Raw genomic sequence first — 13,176 nt, 5'->3', positions numbered from 1 at the left:
AACCCCAGGCGGGAGGCCGCCCCAGAATGATGGTGGACCTGGACCCCAGCGGTCAGGTGACCCAGAAAGAGCCGGACCGTCAGAAGCGTCAATTCCTGAATTATGCTTTCTACAAGCTGTCCCCCGAGTTTCGCCGCTTGCATGCTGAACTGCGGGCAGAAATCCGTGCCGAGTTTCAGGAAGCCGTGGAGAAGTGGCTGGAAGCCCCACCCGAAGCAGGCCGCATTCTGCGCACCTACAGCCTGGTGGGCACCCGTTCGGAAGTGGATTTCATGCTGTGGCGCATTGCTTTTGATGTGCGGGATTTCAATGATGCCCAGGCCCTGCTCAACCAGACCCGCCTGATGGGGTACCTGACCCAGCCGTACAACTTCATCTCCATGCAGAAGCGCAGCCAGTACGTGAACCGTGTGGAAGGCAGCGGGCACGGTCTGGAGTTGCTGCCCGGTCAGGGCACCTACCTTTTTGTGTATCCCTTTGTGAAAACCCGTGCCTGGTATGACCTGAGCCCCCATGCACGTCAGGGCATGATGGACGAGCACATCTACGCCTCCAATCCGTTCAAAGGCATCCGCCTGAACACCAGTTACTCTTACGGCATCGACGACCAGGAGTTTGTGGTGGCCTTCGACAGCGATTACCCCCAGGAGTTTGTGGATCTGGTGGCCCGCCTGCGCCACACCGAGGCCAGCATGTTCACCCTGACGGACACCCCCATGTTCACCTGCATCAAGAAAGATGTGGAAGGTTTGCTGCAAGATCTGGGATGACCCTTCAGCAAATCCCGGCACTTTTCAGCCTCTTCCTGGCCTCTGCAACTTGCAGAGGCTCTTTTTGTGGTGTTGTTTGATCTTGCCTTCCGATTCCCAACGGCAGGTTTATTCGCTATGCTGAGAGCACGCAGGAGGAAAAGCCATGAAACTGATTACAGCCGTCATCCGTCCAGACCGTCTCGGAGCGGTGAAAGAAGCCCTGTTTCGGGTGGGTGTGACCGGAATCAGCCTCAGCAAGGTCAGCGGTCACGGGGGAGAGCGGGAAATCATCGAGCACTACCGGGGCACCCAGGTGCGCATGGAATTCCATGAAAAAGTGCACCTGCAAATCGCTGTCAGTGAACCCTTTGTGGATGTGACAGTGAACGCCATCCTGCAGAGTGCCCGCACCGGAGAAGTGGGCGATGGCAAGATTTTTGTGCAACCCCTCGACCGGGTGATCCGCATCCGCACCGGAGAGCAGGATGTGGATGCCCTCACGCCTGTGAATCAACCTGAAACCACTGCCGCTGCCCTTAAGAAAAAATAAACCCTTCTGTCCCTTCAGCAGGGGTTGAAGGTGTTCTGGGATGTCCTATGGGGCATCCTTTTTTGCTGTCCTTGCTGTCCAGAACCCAGAAAGTTACAACTAGGGGTTATCCTGATCTCCTATAAGGGATTTCCCCTAAAAAGAATAAGGCTCATGTCTGACACAGGGTTTTCATCTCTATTTTTGGAAGGGTAAGGGCGAAAAACCCTTTGCGCAAAGGGCAATTCGCCTGAATTTGTGATCTCTTGAGAACATGAAAATCCCCGCTTTGGGTAGAATCTGAGGAAAATGACGGTTTCTTGAATCGGGCCAGACGCAACAAGGCTGGTCTGGGTTCTTCTGACTGTTGTTTCTGCCTTCTAGCAAGCAGATGGAGGTTCTCTGGAACAATTTTGGTTTGTTTTTGAATCCTCAACCCCAGCATCAACTTGGATTTTCAAGCTGATGCGTTTTGAAGTTTGAACCCAATCGCCCAATACGGAGAAGTCAACATGCAGCAACCCAGCACCAAACCCATCTCCCAGCCTCTTCTCAATGAGAAAGCTGTCCAGCACAAGACGCAATACGTGCGTCCTGCCCTTGAACATCAGGGAAAGTGGCAGAACATGACGCTTGCCCTTTCCTTCCCACCCGCCTGAGGTGCACATGAGAAAGAAAAATCTGGGCCTTTCTGTTTTGCTCTCTGTGATGCTGGTGTCCTGCTGGCAACAGAGCCGTGTCCCCCAGCCTCCCATCGAACCCGCCAAAAAAACCAACGTTTACGAGATTCACTTTCAGGAAGTCAGCGACAAAACCCTGAAGTCCTCGGTGACGGGTTTCAAAAAGACCAGCAAAGGCATACAGCCCACCTCCATTGGTGAAATCTCGGACAACCTGTCTTTTCAGCACCTTTCCAGCGAAGTGTTCACCGTGGAAACAGCTGGCGAACGCTACCTGAAAGTCCGGTACAAGATCACCAACAACACCGGTCAGGCCATTGAGAACCTGACCTTCCTGCCTTTTGACACTGACGATGCCGATTCTGATCCTGGCAACAACCCCACCCCTCCCACCATCGGGGATACGGTGTTTGACCGCATCTACCTGTTTGACGGCACCCAGGCCCCCAGCATGGCCCCCCTCATGCAGACCATCCGTGGCCGGGTGTTTGATGTGACCACAGAAAGTGCAATTGTGGACGCCTCATCCACTCCTTACCTGACAGGTCTGGACGTCAGTGGGGTCACCCCTGCTGTTCCCAGTGGTCTGGTCAATGGTGGCGTCATGTCCGAGGGCTGGCAGAAGAGCGGGATCATTCCCATTGGAGGCACAGCGGTGTTCACCTTTGCGGTGAAACACCCCATCCAGACCCCCCGCAAAAACAACCCTTATTCTTTCAGCCTGATGGTGGTTTACGCCGAGGACCCTTCCACGGTGGGCCTCACCAAGATCCATGACATTCAGGGGGCCACGCCTGCTGGAGACGCTGTCAGCCCTGAACTGGGGAACACCGTCACCATCGATGGCATTGTCACCGCTGACCTGCAGCAAACCGAGGAACTGGGCGGATTTTATGTGCAGGAGCAAACCGCCGACCAGGACAGCGACCCCACCACCAGTGAAGGCGTTTTCGTGGCCTGCAGCACCAGTTGTGCCACCGTCAGTGCCGGAGACCGTGTCCGCCTGACCGCAGAGGTTTCAGAGGTGGGCAACGAAACCCGCCTGATCAATGCCACAGACTTGATTGTGATGGCCACCAGCCAGACCCTGCCTGCTGCAACCGCAGTGACCCTGTCTGCCACACCCACCAACTGGGAGCAATACGAAGGCATGCGGGTCAGCACCGTGGGCACCGTCTCTGACAACAGCCTGCTGGGGCGCGGCGGCCTGGTGACCGTCACCGACCTGAACACCCTGCCTGCTTTCACGCAGGAAAACACCCCCAATGCTGCAAGTTTTGCCACCTACGAAACCGAAGCTGCGGCACGGACCATCACCGTTGATGATGGCTCCCTGACCGAGTACCCCAGCAGCATCATCTTTGGTCGGGGCAACAATCCCCTGTCTGCTGGCAACACCCTGCGAAATGGTGATGGGGCCACCATCACCGGGGTGGTGGGGTACAGCACCTCTGGCTGGACCGGAACCGACGCTTACCGCATTCATGCCAGTGCAGCAACTGCCACCTTCACAGGTGGAGGCCGTGGGCCTGCACCCACCGACAGCGATCTGGGGAACCCCCAGCTGAAAGTCGCCACTTTCGATGTGCATGACTTCTTCAATGGGGATGGCGCTGGAAACAGCTTCACCACAGAAGGAGCCAGCAACGCTGCCGAACTCACCCGCCAGCAGGACAAACTCGTTGAGGCCCTGAAGGACCTTGATGCAGACGTGATTGCCCTGCAAGGCGTTGAGAACGACTATGCAGACACCACCCCGGCCATCAAGACCCTCACCAATGCCCTGAACACGGCACTGGGCAGCACCGCCTACGCCTACATCAATCCCGGAAGCAACCTGGGCAGCCAGACTTCAGCTGTGGGGATGTTGTACCGCCCATCAGTCCTGACCCCATATGGCAGTTTCAGCGTGCTGGACAACACTGACAATGCCGCTTACAACGATGTGCGCAACCACCCTGCCCTGGCGCAGACCTTCCGCACCTCTGGTCTGGGAACCTTCACTGCTGTGGCTGTGGATCTGGAAGACCGTCTGACCACCTGTGGCGGTGGTGACGATGACACCACCACCGGACAGGGCAATTGCAATGGCACCCGCAACACCGCTGCAGGCATTCTGATGGACTGGGTTGCTGCGGATCCCACGGCTTCTGGTGACACCGATGTGGTGCTGCTGGGAGACTTCAATGCCTTCATGCAGGAAGATCCCGTCAACGCTGTACTGAACGGTGCAGACGGCACCAACGGCACAGGTGATGATTACATGCAGCTGTTTGATTCCAGCGACTACACCGCCGTGCTGAATGGCCGTCGGGGAACCCTGGATTATGCCTTTGTGAGCGCAAGCCTGCAAGCACAGGTGCAAGGTTCCAGAATCTGGCACATCAATGCAGCAGAACCCAGCGTGCTGGACTACAACACCGAAAACAAAACGGTGGCCCAGCAGAGCGCTCTGTACGACATTGATGTCTACCGTTCCAGCGCCCATGATCCGGTGGTGCTGGGTCTGACCCTGGATGCCACCAACCTGGCCCCCACCGATCTGGACCTCTCGGGCAGCAGCATTGCTGAGAACAGCACTGCAGGCAGCACTGTTGGCTCTTTCACCACCACCGATCCCAACGCTGGAGACACCCACACCTACAGTCTGGTGTCTGGTGCAGGCAGCACCGACAATGCAGCTTTCACCCTCAGTGCTGCGGGTGTGCTGACCATCAATGCTGTTCCCGACTTTGAAACCAAATCCAGCTACAGCATCCGGGTCAGAACCACCGACAACGGCACCCCTGGGCTGACTTACGAAGAGGTCTTCACCCTCACGGTCACCGATGTGAACGAAGCCCCTTCCAATATCGCCCTCTCCAGCAGCACCATTGATGAAAACCTGGCTGCAGGCAGTGCAGTGGGCACCTTCAGCACCACCGATGTGGATGCTGGTGACACCTTCATTTACACCCTGGTGTCTGGCACAGGCAGCACCGACAACAGCAGCTTCACCATCGTGGGCAATGAGCTGCGCAACGCAGCCGCCTTCGATTTTGAAACCAAATCCAGCTACGGCATCCGGGTCAGGGCCACCGACGCCGGCGGCCTGTTCTTCGAAAAACAATTCACCATCACCGTGAACGATCTGGTGGAAAACGGCGCTCCCACGGACATTGGCCTCAGTGCAACCAGCATCAACGAGAATGTGAGCGCAGGCAGCACGGTCGGAACCCTCTCCACCACAGATCCCAACGCAGGGGACACCTTCACTTACACCCTGGTGGGAGGAGCAGGCAGCACCGACAATGCCAGCTTCACCATCACGGGCAACACCCTGACCATCAATGCCTCCCCTGACTTTGAAACCAAATCCAGTTACTCTGTGCGCATTCGCAGTGAGGATCAGGGCGGTCTGGGCTTCGAGAAGGTCTTCACCATCAGCATCAACAACGTGAACGAAACCCCCACGGACATTGGCCTCAGTGCAACCAGCATCAATGAGAATGTGAGTGCAGGCAGCACGGTGGGCACCTTCAGCTCTACCGATGTGGATGCAGGGGACAGCTTCACTTATACCCTGGTGTCTGGCACGGGCAGCACCGACAACACCAGCTTCACCATCACGGGCAACGCCCTGACCATCAACGCTTCTCCTGACTTTGAAGCCAAATCCAGCTACAGCATCCGGGTTCGCAGCACCGACGCAGGTGGCCTGTTCTTTGAAAAACAGTTCACCATCAGCATCAACAATGTGAACGAGACCCCCACGGACATTGGATTGTCTGCCAGCAGCATCAATGAGAATGTGAGTGCAGGCAGCACGGTGGGAACCCTCTCCAGCACCGATGTGGATGCAGGGGACAGCTTCACTTATACCCTGGTGTCTGGCACGGGCAGCACCGACAACACCAGCTTCACCATCACCGGGAACGCCCTGACCATCAATGCTTCTCCTGACTTTGAAGCCAAATCCAGTTACAGCATCCGGGTTCGCAGCACCGACGCAGGTGGCCTGTTCTTTGAAAAACAGTTCACCATCAGCATCAACAATGTGAACGAGACCCCCACGGACATTGGATTGTCTGCCAGCAGCATCAATGAGAATGTGAGTGCAGGCAGCACGGTGGGAACCCTCTCCAGCACCGATGTGGATGCAGGGGACAGTTTCACTTATACCCTGGTGTCTGGTACGGGCAGCACCGACAACACCAGCTTCAACATCCTGGGCAATGCCCTGAGGATCAGCAACTCCCCCAACTTTGAAGCCAAATCCAGCTACAGCATCCGGGTTCGCAGCACCGACGCTGGAGGCCTGTTCTTTGAAAAACAGTTCACCATCACCATTGTGGATGTCAACGAAGGCCCCACTGCCATCGATGACAGTGGCTTCAAGACCGTGGGCAACACGGTGCTGGACGCTGCTGGAACCTTCAGTGGCATTGCCGAAGTGCAAATGACTGGCAACATTGATGCCAACGACACCGACCCTGACACCAATCCTGCCTTCAACACCCTCAGTGTGGTTGCAGGAACTTCCCTGACCACCAACAATGGATCTGTCACCTTGAACAGTGATGGTTCCTTCGTGTACACCCCACCTGCTGGGTTCAACGGAACCGACACCTTCAACTACACCATCACCGACGGCAGCCTCACCGATGTTGGGCAGGTCAGTGTGGCCATCTCCGGCAAAGTCTGGTATGTGCAGAACAATCATCCTGGAGCCAACAAGGGCCTTTCAAGTGCGCCATACACCACCCTGGTTCAGGCCCAGACGGCTTCCGGCACCGGAGACACCATTTACGTGCTGAACGGTGATGGTGGCACCACCGGACAGAATGCAGGCATCACCCTGAAATCCAACCAGCGTCTGATTGGTGAAGGTTCAGGTCTGGTGATCGGAGACATCGCCAGTGTCAGTGGCATCACCTCTGAATTTGTGGGTCACAGTGCAGGCACCAAACCCAGCATCTCCAACACCTCTGGCGACGGCGTGTACGGCCTCAACGTGGGCACCGCCACCATCAAGGGTCTGAATGTGACTGGCGGTGGCGCAGGTGATGCCATCAACATCGACAACACCTCTGGCACCAACAACGTCAGCCTCAACAACCTGACCCTCACCGGGGGCACCGGACATGGCCTCTTCCTGAACAGAACTGCTGGAACCCTCAACGTGACGGCCTTCGATGACATCACCGTCAGTGGCAACACGGGGGGCAGCGGCATCAATGCCAACACCGTGAACTTCAGCAGCATCACGGGTGCAACGGTGGCTGTCGGAGCCAGTGGCAACGGCACCGGAGCCAGCGGAGTTCTGCTGGACGGCAGCACCGGTTCCCTCAGCTTTGACAGCCTGAATGTGTACAACGATGCTGGAACAGGTCTGAAAGCCAACAACTCTGGACTGACCCTGGTGGCCAGCACAGGCAACATTGAGTCCACTGGCGGACCTGCTGTGGACATCAGCAATGCCCCCAGCAGCCTGGCTTTCACCACCGTCAAGAGCACCAACTCCAGCACCACCGGGGTCAGCCTTTCTGGTGCCAGCACCTCCACCAGCATGACCTTCACTGCTGGCAGCGGTTCTGCCATCACGGGTGCAGATGGACATGCCTTCTACGTGAACAGTGGGACGGGCAACATCACCTACAACGGCACCATCAGCAAGAACGATGGCAACTCTGGCACCAACGCAGTGCGCGTCACCAGCCGCAATTCAGGCAGTGCCAGCACCATCAGCTTCACCAACGCCATCACGGACAGCACCACGGACACCGCGGGCGGCATTTACCTGGACGACAACGATGTGGCCACCATCAACTTCTCCGGCCAGATCACGGCCAACACGGCCAGCCAGCCTGCTTTCACCGCCATCAATGGTGGAACGGTGAGTGCCACCGACACCAGCAGCACCCTCACCACCAGCTCTGGAATTGCAGTGAACGTGCAGAACACCAGCATTGGCAGCAGCAACCTGAAATTCAGAAGCGTTTCCAGCAACGGAGCCAGCAACGGAATTGTCCTGAACACCACCGGCAGTTCTGGTGGACTCCAGGTGGTTGGAAACGGCAGCAGCGGAACGGGCGGAACCATCCAGAACTCCACCGCTGCGGGCATCAGCCTGACCAGCACCAGCAAAACGTCCCTGAGCTATCTGAATGTGCAGAGCTCTGCAGACCACGGCATCCTCGGGTCTTCGGTGACGGATTTGACCCTTGCCAGTGACAGCATCACCAGCAACGGCAATGCCAGCGGAGAGCACGGGGTCTACATCACCAACCTCTTTGGCAGCAACAGCATCACCAGCACCTCTGTGACCAACTCTGCGGCCAGCAACGTGTACATCCAGAACAACAGTGGCACCCTCAGTGCCCTGAATGTGACGGGCTCGACCTTCAGCAACACCAGCAGCAACACCAACTCGGACAACAACTTCCTGCTGGATGCCTACAACGCTGCGGTCATCAATGCCAACATCACCGGCAACACCTTCAGCTCCACCAAGAACTCCCACTTCAACCTGACCATCAACAACACAGTCTCTGGCACGGTGTACTTCAAGAACAACACCCTGACTGGCGGCTACACGGGTTCTGTGGGCCAGAACATCAACGTGGGTGCTGCCAGCACTTACACGGGTTCCTTCAACTACGAAATCAGCGGCAACAACCAGACCAATGCAGCAGCAGTGGCCCTGGCTGTGGATGTGGCGGGCGGAACCGTGCAGGGCAAGATCACTGGAAACACCCTGGGAACCGGGGATGCCAACCCCTGTGTGAACATCACCAACCGCGATGGAATCAACGTGCGGATCCAGGAAAATGCCGTTCACACCATCAACATCAGCAACAACATCCTCAACAAGTGCACCAACCGGGGCCTTTATGTCAGTGCACGTGCTTCTGCGGCTGGCCTGAACCCTGTGGCCAATGTGACCATTCAGGGCAACCAGTTCAGCAACTTCACCGACGCCAACTCCTCCGACTCCATCTTCATTGAGTCTGGGACCTCCTCTGGAACCACCCCAACCATCTGCCTGAACCTGGGCGATGCGTCCAACGCTTCCCTCAAAAACACCGTGGTGAGTGGCACCTTCAACGTGACCAACCGGGCAAGCCGTGCAGTGCGACTGGCCAAGGTCACCACCTCCACTTTCAACCTGGCAGGCCTATCTGGTGGCACCGATGCCACCGCTGCCACCAGTTATGTGAACGCCAGAACCATCTTCTCTTCGGGCAATGCCACTGCAGCAAGCGGAACCTACGGCAGCGTTGGGTCCTGCTCGACCCCCTCTTTCTAAAGCACCCTCACCTGTGCCGCACCCCAATTGCGGCACAGGCATCTTTCATGCAGGGAATTCTATTGTTGGGAGGTTGAACTGAACCAGCCAGAGGATTTTTGAATCTGCCAATGCCGACCAAGCCGCCATTGATCACCAGAAGGAGTTGTGCATGTCTGAACCCTTTTTATCCGAGATCCGCATCATGAGTTTCAATTTCGCACCCAAAGGCTGGGCTTTGTGCAACGGGCAATTTTTGCCCATCAACCAGAACCAGGCCCTCTTTTCACTGCTGGGAACGACCTACGGGGGCAACGGACAGACCACATTTGCATTGCCCAACTTCAGAGGGCGCACCCCCATTCACATGGGCAGTGGGTACACCCTGGGCCAGAGTGCAGGCCAGGAAAGCCACACCATCACGATTTCTGAATTGCCCACCCACAACCACCTGGTGGTGGCCACCAAAACCATCGGCAATGACAGTTTCCCCACTGCACACCTGCTGGCAGGTGCGGGCAACGTTTACCGTTCCTATGACAACCTCACCTCACTGGTCCCCAGCACCGTGTCCACTGTGGGTGGAAGTCAGGCCCACCAGAACATGCAACCCTTTCTGGTGCTGAACTTCTGCATTGCCCTCCAGGGCATTTTCCCCAGCCAGAACTGAGCTTCACGCAACCCTTACGGAGGAGATTATGGCACAACCTTATGTGGGCGAAATTCGAATGTTTGCGGGCAACTTTGCCCCAGCGGGCTGGGCGTTCTGCAACGGTGCAACCCTGCCCATCTCAGAAAATGAAACGCTCTTTCAGCTGATTGGCACCACCTACGGTGGCGATGGAGAAGAAACCTTCAACCTGCCAGATTTGCAGGGACGGCTCCCGGTTCACATGGGAACCGGCACCACTGGCACCACCTACACCATTGGTGAAAATGGTGGTGTGGAGAACGTCACCCTGACCACCGGTCAGATTCCCAACCACAACCACGCCTTTCTGGTGTCCACTGGCCCTGGCAACTCTGCAGATCCCACCAACCAGGTGTTCGGGCAGGCAGGTTCTGGCGCAGACATCTACTATGAAGACGCTGCCGTGGCTGCCCTGAGTGGCAACAGCATTCAGCCTGCAGGCGGATCTCAGCCCCACGAGAACATGCAGCCCTTCCTGTGCATCAGCTTCATCATTTCCCTCTACGGCATTTTCCCCAGCCCCACTTAAGGAGTAGACCATGGCAGATCCTTTTGTTGCAGAAATCCGCATGTTTCCTTTCAATTTCGCTCCCACAGGCTGGGCCTTCTGTGATGGGCAGTTGCTGCCGATCAGCCAGAACACCGCACTTTTCAGCCTGCTTGGGACCTATTATGGCGGTGACGGCAAGAGCACTTTTGCCCTTCCTGACATGCAAGGCAACGCACCCGTGGGTCAGGGCGATGGTCCGGGCCTGAGCCAGCGTTTTCTGGGGGAGAGCTCCGGGGTTTCTTCTGTGACCCTGATCAGCTCCGAAATGCCTGTTCACACCCACAGCCTGGAAGGTTCTGTTGAAGATGCCAACATCAACATTCCCACCAACCTGACCGCAATGGCACGCACCCAGAACACCGAGCTGTACCAGGATACCGTCACGCCCAACACCAACCTGAACCCCATGGCGCTGTCTCTGGTGGGAGGAGGCCTTCCCCACAACAACATGCAACCCTACCTGACAGTGAACTTCTGCATTGCCATGCAAGGTGTTTTCCCCCCTAGGGGTTAAGCAGGTGAAAGGATGACCCAGATTCCACTTCCCAGCCTTCCTGAATTGCGACATCAGGGCCAGACTGTGCTTTTTCGGCAGATTGCCCAGGCAGACTTGCCTTTTCTGTTCCAGCTTTATGCCAGCACCAGGGAGGACGTGCTCTCCCAGCCCTGGCCCCTGGAGCAGAAGCAGGCTTTTCTGGTGCAGCAATTCAATGCCCAGCACGACCAGTATCAGCAACACTACATTGGAGCTGAATTCCTGATCCTGCAGGTGGGCGGGGTGGATCTGGGACGCATGTACCTGCACCGGACCCGCAAAGAACACCGCCTGATGGAGGTAACTTTGCTTCCCCAGTACCGCAAGCAAGGACTTGGGACCGCCCTGATGCACGCCCTGATGCAACAGGCAGATGCTGCAGGACTTCCCATCACTTTGCATGTGGAACAGTTCAATCCTGCATACCAGATGTATTTGCGTCTGGGGTTCCAGGATGTGGAACAGCGGGGCATGTACATGTTCATGCAGCGTCCTGTTCCAGAAGGTGCTGTTTCCCAGAGCTGAAATGCAGGCTTGCTGAATTTCAAAAGACTTTTAACAAAACATCCAGCCCGCCGAATGTGCAGGGCTGGATGTTTTTGCATGCCCTTGTGGCCTCAGGTGAAAATCACTTCGAAACGGGTGCCCTGCTGATCTGGTTGCAAAGGCACCATGAAAATGTCCAGGGTGCCCAGTGCGGCATGGCTGATCTGGTAAATGGCCTGGGGCACCAGGCGACGGCTGGCATCCCTGAAAACCAGCGAGAAAGGCTGTCTTCCTGAAGTGGGAAGCACATCCCCACCCAGCAGGCTGGCTTCGGCAAGCACCACTTCAAAAGCTTCCTGAGGGTTCACTTGCACATCAAAAGTTTCCCCGATCAGGGGTCTGAAATGCTCGATGTTGAGGGTCAACAGGGTTTCGGTCATTGTTGTGGCATCCTCCGGGAAATGTTCCTTCCCATCATACTGGAGGTTCAGAAGTCGGGTTTACAGGCTGGCTTACTCTGTGAACACGTTGGCCCTGGCCCCCAGTTGTACCGGCACAATCAGGCGTTTGCCATCCCGATCCACCTGCAGCTTGACCACATCCCCGATTTGCTTGCGGCGCACCACTCCAATCAGCTCATCAAAGCTTCTGACCCGTGTGTTGTCGATGGCGAGGATGAAATCGGCTTTGAGCACCTGTTCGCTGGAACCATCGTCCAGCTTGACGGTGACTTCACGTTCAGAGCGCAATCCTGCCGTATCGGCGGGGCTGCCCCTCTGCACACTGCCCACCCGCACGCCCTGATCAAAATCAGAAGCATTGGCAGAGGAACGCACCCCCAGCACTGGCACATCCCGTTTGGTGCCTGCCAGCAGTTCTTGCAGGATCTTCTGCTCTTTGTTCATGGGAACAGCGTAAGCAGTGCGGGTCTGGTCATCGTAAAGGCGGATGTAACTGATCACGCCCACCACCTGACCTTTGATGTTGGCCACCGCCCCACCAGAGTCTCCCGGAGCAATGGGGGCCTTCATTTCCAGGGTTCCCGGAGGAAAATCTGCCCTGGAGGCTGCCACATCCAGGTCAATGACCTTGCCCACCCTGCGTTTCAAGAAGTCTCCGCCACTGTTGCCCACCGCCAGCACCGAATCGCCCACATTGGGATGGGTGTCTGCCAGGGGCAGAAAAGTGGCCTTGTCGATGCGCACCTTCAAGAGGGCCAGGTCGGTGGTGTTGTCAAAGCCCACCACATCGGCCTGGTAGCGTTTGTGGTTGGGCAAGATCACCGTGACCCGGTTTCTGAATTCCACCACATGGTAAGCGGTGAGGGCATAACCGTTTTCTTTGATGAAAAACCCGGTGCCAATCACCACTCCATCTGAAACATCCCGCTCAATTTTGAAACTGGCGGCCCTGACCTGCTGGTAAAGCTGGTCTTCCTGGCTGGCACTTTTCAGCACCACAGGCTCAGGCGGCTTTGAGAAAACATGCTCAAGCCGCTGGGTTGCCTTTGGAAACAGCAACAACGCAACCCCTACCACCACCACTGCAGTCAGAAAGCCTTTCATTGATTTCAGTATAAAGAGCCTCCATGACAACAACCGTTATCAACATTAAGATTGATTGGGATTTGCTGATGAAGTGAATGTGGTTCGGGAAGGGAAGTCCAACGCCATCCCTTGAGCTGTT

General features: G+C 56.5%; 9 protein-coding genes. 7 read left to right on the top strand and 2 right to left on the bottom strand.

All coding sequences use genetic code 11. The features are described 5' to 3' along the window. The first annotated feature begins 26 nt into the window (after positions 1–26). From IEY52_RS17080 to IEY52_RS17050, 7 genes are all read left to right on the top strand, one after another. Positions 27–770, top strand: a complete 744-nt coding sequence (locus IEY52_RS17080) for a chlorite dismutase family protein (RefSeq protein ID WP_189004770.1) — start codon at positions 27–29, stop codon at positions 768–770. Positions 771–915: 145 nt separating this feature from the next. Continuing rightward, the gene (locus IEY52_RS17075; protein ID WP_189004594.1) at positions 916–1,302 is read left to right on the top strand and encodes a P-II family nitrogen regulator; all 387 of its coding nucleotides are present in this window, start codon (positions 916–918) and stop codon (positions 1,300–1,302) included. A 645-nt stretch (positions 1,303–1,947) separates the two neighbouring features. Continuing rightward, positions 1,948–9,249, top strand: coding sequence for an ExeM/NucH family extracellular endonuclease (locus IEY52_RS17070; RefSeq protein WP_189004592.1), 7,302 nt, complete (start codon positions 1,948–1,950; stop codon positions 9,247–9,249). Positions 9,250–9,400: 151 nt separating this feature from the next. After that, on the top strand, positions 9,401–9,898 hold the full coding sequence (locus IEY52_RS17065; RefSeq protein ID WP_189004590.1) for a phage tail protein: 498 nt from the start codon (positions 9,401–9,403) through the stop codon (positions 9,896–9,898). A 28-nt stretch (positions 9,899–9,926) separates the two neighbouring features. Further along, positions 9,927–10,448 (top strand): phage tail protein, encoded by a 522-nt coding sequence (locus tag IEY52_RS17060; protein ID WP_189004588.1) that lies wholly within the window; start codon positions 9,927–9,929, stop codon positions 10,446–10,448. Positions 10,449–10,458: 10 nt separating this feature from the next. Next, the gene (locus tag IEY52_RS17055; RefSeq protein WP_189004585.1) at positions 10,459–10,983 is read left to right on the top strand and encodes a phage tail protein; all 525 of its coding nucleotides are present in this window, start codon (positions 10,459–10,461) and stop codon (positions 10,981–10,983) included. A 12-nt stretch (positions 10,984–10,995) separates the two neighbouring features. After that, positions 10,996–11,529 carry a GNAT family N-acetyltransferase gene (locus IEY52_RS17050; RefSeq protein WP_189004584.1) on the top strand — a complete coding sequence of 178 codons (534 nt, stop codon included), beginning with the start codon at positions 10,996–10,998 and terminating at the stop codon, positions 11,527–11,529. Positions 11,530–11,621: 92 nt separating this feature from the next. On the opposite strand, the gene IEY52_RS17045 is transcribed toward IEY52_RS17050, so the two are convergent. Both IEY52_RS17045 and IEY52_RS17040 read right to left on the bottom strand, forming a co-directional pair. Beyond that, positions 11,622–11,930 carry a DUF6916 family protein gene (locus IEY52_RS17045; protein ID WP_189004582.1) on the bottom strand — a complete coding sequence of 103 codons (309 nt, stop codon included), beginning with the start codon at positions 11,928–11,930 and terminating at the stop codon, positions 11,622–11,624. Positions 11,931–12,002: 72 nt separating this feature from the next. Continuing rightward, positions 12,003–13,055 carry a S1C family serine protease gene (locus IEY52_RS17040; protein WP_189004580.1) on the bottom strand — a complete coding sequence of 351 codons (1,053 nt, stop codon included), beginning with the start codon at positions 13,053–13,055 and terminating at the stop codon, positions 12,003–12,005. Positions 13,056–13,176: the final 121 nt, after the last annotated feature.

Source organism: Deinococcus roseus, from assembly GCF_014646895.1.
Classification (GTDB): domain Bacteria; phylum Deinococcota; class Deinococci; order Deinococcales; family Deinococcaceae; genus Deinococcus_C; species Deinococcus_C roseus.
This window is presented reverse-complemented; position numbering and strand designations above follow the sequence as displayed.